At 71.4% G+C, this 15,963-nt stretch carries 14 protein-coding genes; 7 read left to right on the top strand and 7 right to left on the bottom strand.

What is annotated here, in order from left to right:
- Positions 1–35: 35 nt before the first annotated feature.
- Positions 36–122: a K(+)-transporting ATPase subunit F gene (gene kdpF / locus FBZ87_RS30195; RefSeq protein WP_145609795.1), complete on the bottom strand. Its 87-nt coding sequence runs from the start codon at positions 120–122 to the stop codon at positions 36–38.
- Positions 123–569: 447 nt separating this feature from the next.
- Here kdpF and FBZ87_RS06475 point away from each other — a divergent pair, with 447 nt between their 5' ends.
- The 3 genes from FBZ87_RS06475 (at position 570) to FBZ87_RS06485 (ending at position 3,437) form a co-directional block, all read left to right on the top strand.
- Positions 570–1,193, top strand: coding sequence for a hypothetical protein (locus tag FBZ87_RS06475; RefSeq protein ID WP_145609503.1), 624 nt, complete (start codon positions 570–572; stop codon positions 1,191–1,193).
- Between the two features lie 31 nt (positions 1,194–1,224).
- Positions 1,225–1,617 carry a hypothetical protein gene (locus FBZ87_RS06480; protein ID WP_145609504.1) on the top strand — a complete coding sequence of 131 codons (393 nt, stop codon included), beginning with the start codon at positions 1,225–1,227 and terminating at the stop codon, positions 1,615–1,617.
- Positions 1,618–1,787: 170 nt separating this feature from the next.
- Positions 1,788–3,437, top strand: coding sequence for an ankyrin repeat domain-containing protein (locus tag FBZ87_RS06485; RefSeq protein ID WP_145609505.1), 1,650 nt, complete (start codon positions 1,788–1,790; stop codon positions 3,435–3,437).
- A gap of 74 nt (positions 3,438–3,511) precedes the next feature.
- Here FBZ87_RS06485 and FBZ87_RS06490 read toward each other — a convergent pair whose 3' ends face one another.
- Both FBZ87_RS06490 and FBZ87_RS06495 read right to left on the bottom strand, forming a co-directional pair.
- On the bottom strand, positions 3,512–3,955 hold the full coding sequence (locus tag FBZ87_RS06490) for a septal ring lytic transglycosylase RlpA family protein (protein ID WP_145609506.1): 444 nt from the start codon (positions 3,953–3,955) through the stop codon (positions 3,512–3,514).
- Between the two features lie 36 nt (positions 3,956–3,991).
- A complete protein-coding gene (locus FBZ87_RS06495) occupies positions 3,992–5,284 on the bottom strand; it encodes an outer membrane beta-barrel protein (RefSeq protein ID WP_145609507.1) in 1,293 nt (430 codons plus the stop codon).
- Between the two features lie 302 nt (positions 5,285–5,586).
- On the opposite strand from FBZ87_RS06495, the gene FBZ87_RS06500 reads away from it, so the two are divergent.
- Together FBZ87_RS06500 and FBZ87_RS06505 are read left to right on the top strand one after the other, a co-directional pair.
- The gene (locus FBZ87_RS06500; RefSeq protein WP_145609508.1) at positions 5,587–7,248 is read left to right on the top strand and encodes a long-chain-fatty-acid--CoA ligase; all 1,662 of its coding nucleotides are present in this window, start codon (positions 5,587–5,589) and stop codon (positions 7,246–7,248) included.
- Positions 7,249–7,361: 113 nt separating this feature from the next.
- Positions 7,362–7,823, top strand: a complete 462-nt coding sequence (locus tag FBZ87_RS06505) for an acyl-CoA thioesterase (RefSeq protein ID WP_145609509.1) — start codon at positions 7,362–7,364, stop codon at positions 7,821–7,823.
- Here the strand turns inward: FBZ87_RS06505 and FBZ87_RS06510 are convergent.
- The 3 genes from FBZ87_RS06510 to FBZ87_RS06520 form a co-directional block, all read right to left on the bottom strand.
- The gene (locus FBZ87_RS06510; RefSeq protein WP_145609510.1) at positions 7,820–9,409 is read right to left on the bottom strand and encodes a PepSY-associated TM helix domain-containing protein; all 1,590 of its coding nucleotides are present in this window, start codon (positions 9,407–9,409) and stop codon (positions 7,820–7,822) included. The genes FBZ87_RS06505 and FBZ87_RS06510 overlap by 4 nt on opposite strands.
- An 11-nt stretch (positions 9,410–9,420) precedes the next feature.
- On the bottom strand, positions 9,421–9,993 hold the full coding sequence (locus FBZ87_RS06515; RefSeq protein WP_145609511.1) for a hypothetical protein: 573 nt from the start codon (positions 9,991–9,993) through the stop codon (positions 9,421–9,423).
- A 112-nt stretch (positions 9,994–10,105) separates the two neighbouring features.
- Positions 10,106–11,464, bottom strand: a complete 1,359-nt coding sequence (locus tag FBZ87_RS06520; RefSeq protein ID WP_145609512.1) for a CoA transferase — start codon at positions 11,462–11,464, stop codon at positions 10,106–10,108.
- Positions 11,465–11,573: 109 nt separating this feature from the next.
- On the opposite strand from FBZ87_RS06520, the gene FBZ87_RS06525 reads away from it, so the two are divergent.
- A complete protein-coding gene (locus FBZ87_RS06525; RefSeq protein ID WP_145609513.1) occupies positions 11,574–12,779 on the top strand; it encodes a citrate synthase family protein in 1,206 nt (401 codons plus the stop codon).
- Between the two features lie 121 nt (positions 12,780–12,900).
- Positions 12,901–14,574, top strand: coding sequence for a S53 family peptidase (locus tag FBZ87_RS06530; RefSeq protein ID WP_145609514.1), 1,674 nt, complete (start codon positions 12,901–12,903; stop codon positions 14,572–14,574).
- A gap of 55 nt (positions 14,575–14,629) precedes the next feature.
- Here FBZ87_RS06530 and FBZ87_RS06535 read toward each other — a convergent pair whose 3' ends face one another.
- Positions 14,630–15,760 (bottom strand): FAD-dependent oxidoreductase, encoded by a 1,131-nt coding sequence (locus FBZ87_RS06535; RefSeq protein ID WP_246134267.1) that lies wholly within the window; start codon positions 15,758–15,760, stop codon positions 14,630–14,632.
- Positions 15,761–15,963: the final 203 nt, after the last annotated feature.

Below are 15,963 nucleotides of genomic sequence, written 5' to 3' on the forward strand. Positions count from 1 at the left end.
GTCTCCGCATACGCGCAGGGGGCCTGCGGCCACGCTCAGAAGCGCTCGGGCCGGATCAGGACGTAGACGAGGTAAAGGGTCAGGCCGATCGAGACGGCGGCGCCCAGGATCAGGTCGAACATGGGCCCCTCACAGCCTTTCGCAGGCGTAGGCGTAGGCCACGCCCAGGCCGAAAAGCCCCACCAGCAGGGCGAGCAGGATGACGTCGAGCATGCGGATGTTCCTCACGAACGAAACCCGGACGGCCCTCGACGGGGCGCTTTCCGGGCGGGATGGGTCGATGCTGAGGAGACAGCCGATGGCCATCAAAATTCGATGACAAAGCCGGGGGCTGGAAATAAAAGGATTTTAACGGCGGCCGGCGCGGAAGGTGCGGGCTGACGGGCAAAACCGCCCCGACCTCAATGGGTTGACCACCTATTCCGATTGGATGTATGGAAAATCCGGCATGGGGGTGAATAAAGGGCGGCGGAACGGAGCTGCCGCAATCCCTTTGGCAATTCCCGGCAAACTGCGGATAAGATCCCCCGGAAACGGGAGCGACACCCCAGCGCTGCGGGAAAGAACCCATGACGACACGCCTTCGCTGGCTGGCCGCTTTGACCGCCTTGATGCTGGCCGGCGGCGCCCAGGCCGCCGATGCCCCACCCGCCGCCAGCACGCCTGCGGGCACCCCCGCCGCCAGGGCCGACCGCCTGACCCAGGCCGATGCCGCCCGCCAGCGGCAGACGCCGGCCGACGTGAAGGCGGCGCGAGCCCTGACGGCGCAGGGGGACCGCGCCTATCGCCGGGGCGAGTATGGCAAGGCCTACGCCGCCTACAGCAGCGCCTACCCCAACAGCCCCCTGGCCTACGCCTATGTCATGGCCAGCGACGCCCATTGGCGCGCCGTGGTGCAAGCCCACGCGGCGGCGCGCAAGAAGGGCGGCAAGCGCTGCGACCCGGTGGGCAGCGACCGCCTGGCGGGCGACCTGGCGCAAAGCCTGGAGCAGGAGCTGGATTTCGGCCTGGCCCTGGCCGCCCACGACAAGGACCGCGCCTTCCTGGACTCGCCCCTGGCCATCCGCGCCGGCGGCATCGCCACCTGCCTGCGCGACCTGACCCAGCGCCTGCGCGCCGGCGCCCCCCGCTGCGACGACACCCGCGCCATCGAGCATTGCCTGGGTGAGCCGCTGCCGGTGGGCGGTGGTTGATGTGTGGTGGTTGACTCCGATGGATGTCCCGATGGAATTCATGGTGCGCCTGACCGCCCCTGAAGGTGGGCAGTCCATTGTCATCGAGGATGATGGCCGCGTTGGATATGCCTACTTTCTGGACGCGGATGACCGCATCCGGGGAGATGTATGGCTTTACAACCGCTGCACCGCGCCAAAGGAACCCGAGTGGCATAATCGGGAAAGGGCGCCGTTTGCCAACTCCGCAGCCTATGTTTGCGCAGCCAGGATAATCGGTCTCCCCACTTCCCCTGAAGAGTTCTCCGTGACGTGGGATGATGCGGGCGCTTTGATTTTCTTGCGGGGAGAAATATTGGCTCGGGTCGCTGACGGTGCCGCCCCCGGATGGTCGGTCCTGGCAAGCAAGGACGGCCCGTTGGCGAAAGCAATGTCGCCCACCTGACGCATTGACCCTTGGACGGCCCTCCCCTATCGTCCGATTGCGCGGTTGCCAAGCCGCCACCGGACCCGCGGGAAGGGCTGAGCCCACTGGCCCTATCCTGCGCGGTCACACCCGACCTTTGTGCAGCCGGATTTGCGGGTCGTCGGCGCCTCATGCACGGAGGTTCGCTTATGACCCGATCCCTTCCCGACCATCCCCATATCGACCAGTTGAAGCGCCAGGCCAAGGAACTGCTGGCGTCCTACCGGCGCGGTGACGCCGACGCCCTCGCCCGCTTCCGGGCCAGCCTGCCGGCGGCCAAAGGCAAGGATGACGCGGCCTTGGCGGCGCTGACCCTGCGCCTGCACGATGCCCAATCCTGCCTGGCGCGCGAATATGGCTTCCCCTCCTGGGCGGAGTTGGACGCCTTCGTGGCCAGCCGGCGGGCCACCTCGGCCGACAGGGCGGAGGCCCGGCTGGAATGGCTGCGCCTGGTCTATCCCGGTGACATCAGCGGCAGCATGCGCCGTCCGCGGCCAGCCGCCGCCCTTCGCCTGCTGGCGGAGAACCCGGATGTCGCGACGGGCGACCCCATCCTGGCCTGCGCCATCGGCGATGTGGACCGCGTGCGCCAGGCCATCGCCCAAGACCCCGCCTGGGTCAACCGCGCCGGCGGCCCGCTGCGGCTGCCGCCTCTGGTGGCGGTCGCCCACTCCAGCCTGGCGCGGGTGCCGGAGATCGCCGGGCGCCTGCACGCCTGCGCCCGGGCCCTGCTGGCGGCAGGCGCTGATCCCAACCAGGCGGTGGGCAACCGCTGGCCGCCCGCCAGCGTGGCCCAGCCGTCGGAAACGGAACGGCTGTCGGCCCTTTACGGCGCTGCCGGGCAGAACCATGACCCGGTCCTCACCGCCCTGCTGCTGGACGCCGGGGCCGATCCCAATGACGGGGAGTCCCTGTATCATGCCCTGGAAAGCACAGCCTGCGTGGAATTGCTGCTGAAGGCCGGCGCCGTTGTCGCGGGCACCAACGTCCTGTACCGGGCGCTGGACCTGGACAATCTGCCGGTGCTTCGGCTGCTGCTGGCCCACGGCGGCGACGCCAATGAACCGGCGCGCAATCGTCCCATCTCCGACTGGGGATCGCCGCTGCTGTGGGCCATCTACCGGCGCCGCTCCGCCGCGCACATCGCGGCCCTGCTGGCGGCGGGCGCCGACCCGGCCGCCCGCCTGCCGGACGGCACCAGCGCCTACACGGTCGCCCTGCGCTTCGGCATGGCGGATGTGGCGGAGGTGCTGCGCCAGGCGGGCGGAGGTGCTGCGCTGTCGCTGGAGGACCAGTTCGTCGCCGCCTGTGCCACCGGGGATGAGGCGGCGGCGCGCGCCCTCCAGGCCCAGCGGCCGGACCTGCCTGCCAGCCTGTCGGACCGGCAGCGGTGCCTGCTGCCGGAGTTGGCAGCGCAGGGGGGCTGCGACAACGCCATCGCCGTCATGGTCCGCCTGGGCTGGCCCCTGACCGTGCAGGCCGGGGACTGGAACGCCACCGCCCTGAACCATGCCGTGTTCCGGGGGGACGCCGCCCTCACCCGCTTCCTGCTGGACCACGGCGCCCGCTGGACGGAGAGGCACGGCTACGGCGACGATGTCAGCGGCACCCTGTCCTGGGCGACGCTCAACCAGCCGGAGGACAGCGGGGATTGGGTGGCCTGCGCCCAGGCCTTGCTGGCCCACGGTATGCCCGTGGCCAAGGCACCGGCGGACGGCCATGGCGGTGTCCTGATCGATGGCCAGAGGAAGTGGTTCTCGGAAGAGGTGACGGAGGTCCTGCTGGCCGCCATCACCTGAAAAGGAAAGTAAGGGCCGGCGCGCATCATGCCGGCCCTCATCAAGGTGGGGATTGCCAAGTGCCCATCCAAGCGTCAAGGCGATCCCGCCTCCGCCACCAGTTGCGGCGCAGCATCGCACGCGCGGTTGGCGGGACAGACGGCGCCGGTGGGGCGGATGTTGACCACGGCCGTGCCGGTGCGATCCAGGCCCAGGACCCGGGCGGCCGCGGCCGACAGGTCCAGCACCCGGCCCTTCACGAAGGGGCCCCGGTCGTTCACCCGCACCTGCACCACCTGGCCGTGGGCCGACACCTCGATCACTGTGCCCAGGGGCAGGGTGCGGTGGGCGGCGGTCAGTCCCTCGGGGTCGTAGGCTTCGCCGCTGGCGGTGCGGTGGCCCGCATGCTCCCGCCCGTACCAGCTGGCCTTGCCGACCTGGGTGTGGTCATCCCCTGTCGTGGTGTTCCCCAGGGCCAAGGCCGGCGCAAGCGCCAGCCCGGCACCCAAGGCTAGGCAACCCCATAGCTGCGTCCTCATGGGACTCTCGCCGTCGTTGTTGAAATGGGTCGGGGCTTAGCCGCCGAAGGGAATCAGCACGTCCAGGCCGAAGGTGGTCTGTCCCTGATCACCGGCGAAGGGCCGGGCGTCGCCCAGCGAGCGGTCGTAGCGCACCTCCGGCCGCAGGGCGAGGCCGTCGGGAAGGGCGTCCCAACCCAGGGTGGCCGCCGGCTTCCACGTCACACCCGCGGTCAGCGCCATATAGGTCGCCCCCTGCCCCGCCGACAACACCGGCGCGCGCGTGGGCTGCCCGGCCTCCGCCAGGACATAGTCCTGGTTGCCCTGATAGGCTGAAACGTAGAAGCCCTGGACATCGCGGAACAGCTCAGTCCGCAGGGTCAGCGACACGGCGTCGCTATACTTCCAGGTGGCGTACTGGGCGGCGCCGAACGCCTCCGCCTTCACCAGGTCGTCGCGGACGTAGTTCAGCTCGGTGATCAGGGTCAGGGCGTCGCTGGCCTTCACCGTCAGCACGGCGTCGTTGATCCAGCGCGCCTCGTCATTGGCGTTCTTAAGTCCCAGGGGAGCCTTGGTGCTGGCATTCTCCGGCCCGACATGGGTCAGGGCCACCAGGGTGACGGTGCTGTCGGCATTGGCGTAGCCGAAGCCGAAGATGCCGGACCAGGCGTCGTTGTTGTCGCCATCCTTGCCCAGGCTGGTGTTCACGCCGCTGTCGACGCCGCCGTAAAGGTCGATGCCGCCCGACAGGTGCAGGGTGGCCAAGGCACCGGTGTGCTTGAACGGCAGGCCGAAGTTGAAGATGTAGCTGTGGCTGTACAGCGGGTTGCTGGACGCCACGATGGTCTCGGCGCCCAGGGGCGAGGCGTACTGCCCCACCTTCAGGTCCAGGCTGCCGCCCGCCACGTCGGGGACGTGGAAGGTCACGTTGGCCTCCACGATGTCCAGCTGCGTGCGCTCGCCGATGGTGCGGTCAAGCTCACCCAGGAAGTGGGTGTAGCGGGCGTCTGTGCCGTACATGCCCTGCAGCTTGAAGCCCCAGCCGAAGTCGTCGCCCGAGCCCGCGTCCTTGGCGATGGTGCCCACGGCCTGGTTCAGCACCAGCTGGTCGGTGCGGTCGGTGAACAGGTGCCCATAGTTGGGGCCGCGGTCGGCGCCATGGTCCGCCGCCGTGATGCCGGCCTCCACCAGGCCGCTGACGGTGATGCCGGCGGGGGCGGGCGCAGCGGCGGCGTCCTCATCCGCGCGGGCAGCGGCCGCGCCCAGCATCAAGGCGCAGGCGGCCGTGGCCGAGGCGACGCGCAGCGCGGTGCGGCGGCGGGGAATGGTGGACTGGATGGAATGCGACATGGGAAGGCATCTCTTGATCTTCTTGGCCGGCGGGGTGCCGGCTTGGACGCCAAGAGACGTCAACGCCGCCTTAAAGTTCGATGTGAAAGCCGGGGATCGAAAATCAAAAAGCCTTTATTCAACCTGCCAACCCGGGGCCGTCCTCCCCCGGGGCTAACGGTTAGCGCCGCCTACCCCCATTGTTGAACAATGTGACCGCGTCATCCGTCACCCTTGGCAAACGCCCATCTGGTGTGAAAGCATAGTGCCCACTAACCCCGCCTCGGCATGAAGGCGGGCACATAATGGGAGGAGACCAGCGCATGACGATGCTGTGGGAAAAGTCCTATCCGCCGGGCATCGAGTGGAACAGCGAACCGCCCCTGCCCACCTTGGTGGAGGATTTGGACCGCGCCGTCGCCACCTGGCCCGCCAATCCCTTCCTGATCTGCATGGGCCAGACCATGGATTTCGCCACCTTCGGTGCGCTGTGCGCCCGCGTGGCGGCCAACCTGGCCAAGCTGGGCGTGGGCCCGGGCGTGCACGTCGGCCTGCACCTGCCCAACACACCCCATTTCGTGCTGGCCTTCTACGCCGTGCTGAAGGCCGGCGGCGTGGTCGTTCCGCTGAGCCCGCTGGATGCGGAGCGGGAGCTGACGCACAAGCAGACCAAGGCCGACATCCGCCTGGTCATCAGCTTCGCCGGCCTGGCGGACAAGCTGCCCCTGGCCGAGGGCGTGCGCCTGGTGGTGGCCGGCCCCACCGACTTCGCCGGCCAGGGCGTGCCGGCGGAGGCCCTGCCCAGCGGCGCCCTGCCCTACACCGCCCTGCTGGCGCCCACGGAACCGCCGGCCGCCGGCTGGCCCAAGCGCGCGCTGGACGACCTGGCCACGCTGCAATTCTCCGGCGGCACCACCGGCCTGCCCAAGCCCGCCATGCTGACCCACCAGAACCTCAGCGCCTCGGCCGGGGCCTATGACGTGTTCAGCCGATTCATGGGGCTGACGCCGGGCCAGGAACGCATGATGGTGGTGCTGCCCCTGTTCCACATCTACGCGCTGGACACGCTGATGGTGCGGGCAATGCGCAACGGCTACTGCATGATCCTGCATCCCCGCTGGGACACCGATGCCGTGCTGGACAGCATCCGCGACCACCGGCCCACCCTGTTCGCCGGCGTGCCCACCATGCACCGGGCCATCGCCTCCAGCCCCCGGGTGAAAGACATCGACTTCAGCAGCCTGAAGTTCGTGGGCAGCGGCGGCGCGCCCCTGCCCGTGGAACTGGCGCACGAGTTCGAGGCCGCCACCGGCAAGCCGGTGCTGGAAGGCTGGGGCATGAGCGAGACCAGCCCCGCCGGCACCATCACCCCGCCGCATAGGCGCAAGGTCGGCTCCGCCGGCATCCCCATGCCGGGCATCACCATCGAAATCCGCGACCTGACCGACCCGCACAAGACCCTGGGCGCGAACGAGAAGGGAGAGATCTGCATCAAGGGCCGCAACGTCACCCAGGGCTATTACAAGCAGCCGGAGGAGACGCGCGAGGCCTTCATCGACGGCCTGTTCCGCACGGGCGACATCGGCTACCTGGACGATGACGGCTTCATGTTCATCGTCGACCGGCGCAAGGACATGATCCTGTCCGGCGGCTACAACGTCTATCCCCGCGTGGTGGAGGAAGCGATCTATGAGCACCCCGCCGTGGCGGAGGTGATCGTCATCGGCATCCCCGACAGCTATCGCGGCGAAAGCGCCAAGGCCTTCGTCACCCTGCGCCCGGACGCCACCCCCTTCAGCCTGGAAGAACTGCGCGCCTTCCTGGCCGACAAGCTGGGCCGGCACGAGCTGCCGGCGGCGCTGGAGTTCCGCGACATCCTGCCCAAGACCGCCGTGGGCAAGCTGTGGAAGCAGCCCCTGGTGGCGGAGGAACGCGCCAAGGCCGCCCAGGGACCTGAAAAGGTGGCGGCGCCGGCGGCGGAGTAAGCACCGAGCAATGCCCTGAAACGGAACGGCGCCCCGGCGAAACCGGTGGCGCCGTCGCCGTCTTCGCGGGTATGTCCTGAGGCGCGTCCGCCCCGTATTCCCGAGGAATCCTGATGAGCACCCCGGCCACGAACACTCCGGAAAGCCGCGCCGACTATCGCCACTTCCAGCCCATCACCACCCGCTGGGCGGACAACGACGCCTACGGCCACGTCAACAACGTGGTCTACTACAGCTACTTCGACACGGCGGTGAACCAGCACATGATCGAGAAGGGCGTGCTGGCGCCGGACAGGGGGACCGCCATTGCCCTGGTGGTGGAGACGCAGTGCCGGTATTTCGCGCCCATCACCTTCCCCGACCGGGTGACGGTGGGGGTACGGGTGGCACACATGGGCCGCAGCAGCGTGCGCTATGAACTGGCGCTGTTCCGCAATGACGAGGATGCGCCGGCCGCCGCCGGGCACTACGTCCATGTCTATGTCGACAACGCCACCCGCCGCCCCACCCCCATTCCGGAGGATGTGGCGGCCGTGCTGCGCACCATGGTGGCGGCGCCGGCGGAAAAGGCTTAAGGCGCGGGGTTGGCCTGGGCGGCCAGGGTCCGGGCGCGGCGGCCGGCCAGGCCGGTGCTGAAGACAAAGCCCACGCCGGCCAGGGCCAGCACCAGATCCACCACCAACGCCGCCGCCGGCAGGTCCGTGCCATGGCGGGCGGCATGGGCACCGGCCAGCAGCACCAAGGCGGCCCCCAGGAGCAGGCGCAAGGTCCGCGACGCCCGCTCACCCGTGGGCGCCGCCAAGCTCAACAGCGGCAGGATCGCCACCAGGCCCCAGAAGCTCCAGAGATAGACCGCCTCCCGCGCCAGATCGGGCGCCAGGGTGAAGGCGGCCGAGACGGTCGCCGCCAGGGGCACGCCCCAGGTCACGCCGGCCCAGGCCCGTTCCAGCCGGGGCAGCGGCCGGCCCCGATCGCGCCGCCGGGCCAGGAAGATGGAAAACCCCGTGGCGGTGACGATGCTGAGCGCCAGGCCCAGCACGCCATAGACCAGGCGCACCGGCAGGCCGCCGTAGGTGGCGCAGTGCAAGGCCAGTGAGGCGCCATAAACGCGCATGCCGACGGGCCCGTCCAGGAAGCCCAACGGCGCCAGCAGCTTGCCCTCGCCATCGAAATAGTTGCGGTCGCCCTGGGTCAGACCGTCGTGGCGGGTCATGTCCAGCAGGATGCGCTGCCCCTTGGTGCCCGGCCGCTCGACATAATAGAAGCGGGAGATGCGCGCCGCCCCGGTCGTGGGGTCGGCCACCTGCGCCTGCAGCAGGGCGATGGGCGGCAAGGGCTGCGGGCCGGCGTCGGCCGCGACCTGGGCGCCGCTCAAGGGGGCGTAGGCGCGGGCGAGGTCCCCTTTGTAGCCCACCTGGGCCACGGTCAGGATCATCAGGCTGGCCAGCGCGAACAGCGCGCCGGTAACGGTGATGGCGACGTGGAAGGGCAGGCCCCAGACGCTGAGCCGGTTGTGCAGGTCGGCCAGGCCCAGGCGCCGCGCGCCGGTCAGCCGCAGGGCGAAGGCGTCGCGGAAGATGCGCGGGTGGGCCAGGATGCCGGAGAACAGCAGCGACAGCAGCACGATGCCGACCGTGCCAACCGCCAGGCCCGCCCACACCCCCGGCAGGCTCAACTCCATGTGGACCTCGCCGATAAAGTCGGTCCAGGCATCGGACGGCGTATCGGCCAGCACGCCGTCGGCGCCGGCCCGCCAGGTGACAGCGCCGGCCGGCGTGAAGGCGCGCACCGCCAGGTGGGGCCAGTCCGGCCGGGGCAGCAGGCCGTAAAGGCCGGTCACCTTCTCCGCCCCGCCCGCCTGTTGGGCCGCGCGTGCCAGGCCGGCGGCCAGGGCCTGGTCCACCACCTCCGGCGCCAGGGTGGCGGTCTCCGGCGTGCCGGCCCATTCCCAGCGGCTGAGATCATCGGCGAAGACGGCGACGGCCCCGCTGAGGCAGACGATGTAGACCAGCGCGCCCAGCCCCAGCCCCAGGGCCGAATGCCCGGCCAGGGAGGACTGGACGACGCCACCCCGGGCGCGGGGCGTGGCGCCGGGCTTGGCCGCAGTGGCGGGGTCGGCCCTGCGGCGGGCCAGGACGCGGGCGGCGATGCGCTTCAACATGTCTTCCCCCCTCAGACGCGGGACAGCCAGGCGGCCGCCACGGCGGCACCGGCCGTCAGCGGCAGCAGCAGGCCCACCCGGGCCAGGCGCGCGTCCACCAGCGCCCAGGTCATGGCAATACCCCAGCCGATAGGGCCGATGAAGCCGGCGGCCACGAGGCGGTCGGCCTCCATCCCACCGGCGCGCACCGCCACCAGGGCGGCCACCGACATACCGGTGGCGGCGGCCAGCGGGCCGGCCAGCAGGGTGCGGGCCGTCCCGCGCAGGAAGGTCACCCAGGCCCGCCGGCCCGGTTCCACCGGCATGGCCACGGGGGCCTTGGGCGCGCGGTGCGGCCGGCGGCGCCGGTCCCGGCCCAGGATCACCACGCCGTAGCCCACCAGGGAGAAGGCCAGGAAGCCGATGACGACGGCCTTGTCGGCGTCGGCCACGGCCAGCCAGCCGGCGAAACCCGCGGCGATCAGGGCCCAGCCCGGCAGGGCACGCCAGCGCGGGGCCGTGGCCGAGGCCCATACCCGCCGCAGCAGGACGATGCCCAGCACCGTCAGGGCCAAGCCCCCCAAAAAGCCCATCGTCGCCGTCATGCCGTCGCCCAAATCCCAAGGATGTCGCGGGCATCCGGCCGATCGTCCCCGTCCGGCGCCCTTAGCGTCCGGCACTATAAATAAGAGTAATTCGCAATTGCAACTTCGAACATCATTCCCAGACGGCGGTGGCGCCGCCCAGCGGCCCCGCCGGCCGGTCCCAGGCCAGCGGCGCCCCGGCCACGGTCACCGGCGCCGCCAGGCGGCGGGCTGGCCCCCAGCCGGTCTGTTCGAGGGCGGGATTGAAGTCGGTGTCGGTCTCGGGCGCCAGAGGGGGCGCGTCCATCACCCCCGCCCCGCCGTCCAGCAGCAGGCGGGCGGTGCTGGCCAGGGCGGTGCGGCCCGCCGTGCCCTGGCCGGTGCGCGCCCGGAGCGCCAGGCCGCGCAGCGCCATGGCGGCCAGGATGTAGCCGGTGGCGTGGTCCAGCGCCTGCACCGGCAGGGGCGTGGGCTTGTCGCGGCCCAGCAGGCGCATGCCGGCCTCGGCGATGCCGGCGCTCATCTGCACCAGGCTGTCGAAGCCGCGCCGCCCGGCCCAGGGCCCGTCCCAGCCATAGGCGTCCAGGCAGATATCGACCAGGCCGGGGTTGAGCGCACGGCGGCTGTCCGCATCCAGGCCCAGGCGGGCCAAGGCGTCCGGGCGATAGCCATGGACCAGCACGTCGGCCCGGGCCAGCAGGCGCTTCAAGGTCGCCACATCGTCGGCCCGCTGCAGGTCCAGGCGGGCGCAGCGCTTGCCCAGGGTCATGTCCGGTTCCAGGTTGGGTTCCGCCCAGCCGGGCGGGTCGATGCGCAGCACCTGGGCGCCGCAGCCGGCCAGGAAGCGCGTGGCCGTGGGCCCGGCCAGGATACGGGTCAGGTCCAGCACACGGATGCCGGCCAGGGGCCGGACGGGATCCGGCCGCCACCCCTCGACACCCTGCCCCGCCGTTTCCAGGGTCAACAGGGGGGAGGCCGCCACGGCGCGGCCCTGAGGGTGTTCGGCCCACGCCTCGGCGCTGCGCATCTCCGCGGCGCAGCCGCCGGCCGCCACCACCGCCGCCTCAAGATCGCCCGCCGTCCAGCCCGCCACGGCCCGGGCCACCGCCGCCCGGTCCGCCGGCACGCCGAGCACGGACAAGGCAGCGGCGCGGTGGTGCGGGGCGTTGGTGTGCAGGCGAATCCAGCCGTCGGCGGCGCGGTAGTCGCCCGCCACCGCGTCCCAGGCGGGCGGCAGGTCCCAGCCCAGGGGCCGCAGGGCATAGCCGAACCAGGCGGAGGACAGGCGGCGGTCGGCCACCACCCCGTCCGCGCCCGCCAGCTCGGCCAGGGCCAGGCCGGCGGCGGCCACCGAGGCGACCGCCAAGTCGCTGACCGCGAAGACGGACGGCAGGCTGCCGGCGCCGGTGAAGCGCACCCGGTCCAGCGCGTCGGGCGCGCCGCCCAGGGCCTGCCAGATGGTCTTGAGGAAATGATGGCCGGGGGTGCTCATGGTCGGTGTCTCCCTTTAGGAACAGCCCGACGATGAACCGGTGACAATAATCGTCAATGTTGATTAACTAAATCAATATTGATTGAGACGATCAACGAGGGGGCGCCCGATGGCCGACCTGCTGACCGCCGCCCAGGCCGCCACGCGGCTGGGCGTCTCCCGCCAGACGCTGTACGCCTATGTCAGCCGGGGGCTGCTGCGCGCCCAGCCGGACGGGGACACGCGCGAGAGCCGCTACCTGGCGGCGGAGGTCGACCGGCTGGCCCTGACCCGCATCCGGGGCCGCCGGCCGAAGGACATCGCCAAGGCCACGCTGGACTGGGGCCTGCCCGTGCTGGAGTCGGCTATCACCCTGATCCAGGACGGCCACCTCTACTACCGGGGTCGCGACGCCGTGGACCTCGCCGTCCGCGCCAGCGTGGAGGAGGTGGCGGGCTTGCTGTGGCGGGTGGCGCCGGAGGAGGCGTTCGGCGGCCCCCTGCCCCAGCCGGCGCAGGCCTTCGCCGTGGCCCAGGCGGCCTTCCACGGCCGCCGGGCGGAGGAGGCGCTGCTGCCCCTGCTGGCCCTGGCCAGCGAGGACGCCGACACCGCCGCCTGGCAGCGGGCGCCCGGCCGGCTGGCGCAGGGGGCGGCGGCGCTGGTGCGGCTGCTGACGGCCTGCCTGCTGGGCACAGCCCCCGCCGCCGGCCCCATCCACAAGCAATGCGCCCAGGCGTGGAAGCTGGACAAGGACGGCGCCGAGCTGGTGCGCATGGCCCTGGTGCTGTGCGCCGACCATGAGCTGAACGCCTCCAACTTCACCGCCCGCTGCATCGCCTCCACCGACGCCAGCCTGCGGGCGGCCGTCATCGGCGGGCTGGCAGCCCTGGGCGGCCCGCGCCACGGCGGCCTGACCGCGCGGGTGGAAGCCCTGTGGGATGAGGTGGGCGCGGACGGCGAGACCGCCGCCCGCCTGCGCCAGCGCCTGGCGCGGGGGGAGGACATCCCCGGCTACGGCCACCCGCTGTACCCCACCGGTGACCCCCGCGCCGCCGCCCTGCTGGGCCGCATCCTGCCCCTGCGCCCCACCTGGGCCGTGGTGCAGGCGCAGACCCAGCGCCTGGTGGGCCAGCCGCCGGTGATCGACACCGCCCTGGTGGCGCTGCGCCGCCATCTGGGCCTGCCCAGGGGCGCCGCCTTCGGCCTGTTCGCCCTGGGCCGCTCGCTGGGCTGGATCGCCCACGCGCTGGAGCAGCGCGCCGATGCCCAGCTCATCCGCCCGCGTGCGCTCTACACCGGGCTGCGGCCCGGGCCGGAGCGGCCGCGCGGCGATTGAAGGCCGCCGGCAGCCCCGCTACATCCTGTCGCAGGAACCGGCGCCGCCGCCGCGCGCTTCCCGTCCTGGGTGAGCCCTTACCGGGGCCGCCCTTGGCACCATTCGCGAGAAGGCGGCGACGATGCCCGGCAGAAAGCTTTTCCCCGACAGCGTGATCCCCCTGCCCGCCGGCCAGGGCCTGGCGACCCAGGGCCTGCTGATCAGCCCGGCGGAGCCCCGCCACCGGGCGGCGGCCATGTCCCTGCACTTCGCCCTGAGCCTGCCCGAGGGCAAGCAGCGAGAACTGGAGGACAGGGTGGCGGCCGGCGAGGTCATCCCCTTCGCGGAGCAGGCGCGGGACTATGCCGCCGACCCGGCCGCCGCCGACCGCCTGGCGCGGTGGCTGACGGCCCAGGGCTACACCATCGACCAGGTGACGCCCGACCACACCACGGTCTACGCCACCGCCCCCGCCGGCACCATCGAGGCCAGCCTGGGCGTGACCATGGTGCGGGTGACGCGCGACGGCCACGCCTACACGGCGGCCTGCGACACGCCCAGCCTGCCCGACGACGTGGGCGGCCCGGTGTTCCACATCGGCGGCCTGCAACCCTTCCTGCGGCCCAACAAGCACTATCGCATCAGCCATCACAAGCCGCCGCCCGATGGCGTCCCCCCCGATGGCGTCCCCGATGACCCTACGGACACGGCCGCGCCGCAAAAGCAGAAGAAGAAAAAGAAGAAGCCGGCGGCGGCCGACCCCACCCAGCCGCCCTACACCGTGCCCGCCATCCTGAAGGCCTACGGCGCCGACGGGCTGGGCCTGACGGGGGCGGGGCAGGAGATCGCCATCCTGATCGACACCGTGCCGCTGGACAGCGACCTCACCCTGTTCTGGCGGGCCAACGGCGTCAGCGCCGACCTCGGCCGCGTCACCAAGATCAACGTCGCCGGCGGCACCCTGCCCTCGCCGGAGGGGGAGGAAAGCCTGGACGTGGAATGGACCAGCGGCATCGCGCCCGGCGCCGGCATCCGCGTCTACGCCTGCGGCTCCCTCTCCTTCACCGCGCTGGACCAGGCCCTGGACCGCATCATCGCCGACGCCGCCCAGCGGCCCGCCCTGCGCCAGCTGTCCATCAGCCTGGGGCTGGGCGAGACCTATCTGCAGGGCCCCTCGGGCGAGATGGCGACCCAGCACCAGAAGTTCCTGAAGCTGGCGGCGGCCGGCGTGAACGTCTTCGTCTCCAGCGGCGACGCCGGTTCCAACCCCGACGACACCGGCCATTCCTCCAAGGGCCCCCTGCAGGTGGAGTATGAGGCCAGCGACCCCTGCGTCATCGGCGTGGGCGGCACCTCCCTGCGCCTGGGCGCCGATGGCCATGTGGCGGCGGAGGTGGCCTGGCCGGGCAGCGGCGGGGGCAAGAGCGTGGACTTCCCCCGCCCGGCCTGGCAGGTGGGCAACGGCGTGCCGGCGGGCGGGCAGCGCCTGGTACCCGACGTCGCCGGCCCCGCCGACCCCAACGAGGGCGCGCTGCTGTACCTGAACGGCCAGAAGGAGCAGATCGGCGGCACGAGTTGGAGCGCGCCGCTGTGGGCCGGCTTCTGCGCCCTGATCAACGAGGCGCGGACCAAGGCGGGCAAGGGCGCCCTGCCCTTCCTGAACCCGCTGCTCTACCCGCTGCTGGGCACGCCCTGCTTCCGCGACATCACCCAGGGCAGCAACGGCGCCTATAGCGCCGGCCCCGGCTATGACCTGGTGACCGGCCTGGGTGTGCCCAACGTGGCCCAGCTGGTCAGCCGCCTGCAGAACAGTTAGGGCGGGCCAGTTAAGGGCGGGGACGGCCTTCACACTGCCCCCTCTCGCTGCCCCCTCACACGGGCTGGGCCGTCACCTCCAGCATCTTCTTCACCAGGCCAATGCGGTCCACGTCGTGGCGCCGCGCCATTTCCCATTCCCCCACCATGATGGAGCTGTCGACGATGAAGCGGCAGCGCTCATACCGCCGCTCCATATAGCGGGCCAGCAGGTCGCCCAGCGGCGCGTCCTGGGGCAGCAGCTCGGCCAGCACCACGGCGTCCTCGATGGCCATGCCCGCGCCCTGGCCCAGGTGCGGCGTGGTGGCGTGCACGGCGTCGCCCAGCAGGACCACCCGGCCCCGGTACCAGGGGGCCGGCATCATCAGCACCTCCATAGGCTTGTAGACCACCTGGGCCGGGTCGGTGATCCGGTCGCGCAGGGCCCCGATCAGGCCGCCGAAGCCCTTCATCCGGTCGCGCATCAGGGTGTGCAGCTGGTCGGCCGGCATGCGGGGGTTGCCCGGCTCCTCCGACGTCACGAACAGGTACATCAGGTCGTGGGACAGGGGGCAGAGGCCGGCATTGCCGTCCGCGCCGGTGAAGGCCGCCAAATGGTCGATCTCCGCCGGCCTCGGGAAGTTGTGGCGCCAGACCGACTGGCCGGTGTGGCGCGGCCGATGCTCGTCTCCAAACAACAGGCCGCGCACCTTGGAATAGAGCCCGTCCGCCCCGACCACGACGTCATAGCGGCCGGTGGTGCCGTCGCTGAAGGTTACGTCCACGCCGGCGTCGTCCTGGTCCAGCCGCTCCACCGTCGTGCCCAGGCGCACGGCCGTGCCCTTCTCCAGCGCAGCGCCGCTCAGCACCGTGTGTAGGGCCAGGCGGCTGATGCCCAGGTTGGCGGGGTATTGCGGGCCCGCCAGGCGCTGGCCCGGTATCTTGGCCAGCAGGCGGCCGTCGGGGGCGTACATGCCCACCGCCTCGAACGGGAAGCCGGCGTCGAGGTAGCGGTTCACCAAGCCTAAGTCGGCCATGGCGCGCACGACGTTGCATTGCTGGATGATGCCGACGCCGTAGACCGTCCATTCCTTCTGCAGTTCCACCAGGTCCACGGCCAGACCCCGGTCGCGCAGGGCCGACGCCAGGGACAGGCCGCCGATGCCGCCCCCCACGATCAGCACCCGGCTCACACGCTGCGCCATCATCCTCCCTCCCGTTCGCTTGGTATGGGCGTTGTTATGGCGGCAACGTACGGCGGCCGGCAGCATCGGTTGAGGCGTATTTTCCGATGCGCGTCCATCGGCGCGGCCGATATCAGCGCCCTCCTTCGACGGGCCTTGCGCTCAGCGAACGGCTGATCCATCTATCGGTTCTGCCGTACCAAAGTGCGGCGAGGTATCACCTCGAA

Origin of the sequence: Nitrospirillum amazonense, from assembly GCF_007828035.1 — a bacterium.
Classification (GTDB): Bacteria; Pseudomonadota; Alphaproteobacteria; order Azospirillales; family Azospirillaceae; genus Nitrospirillum; species Nitrospirillum amazonense.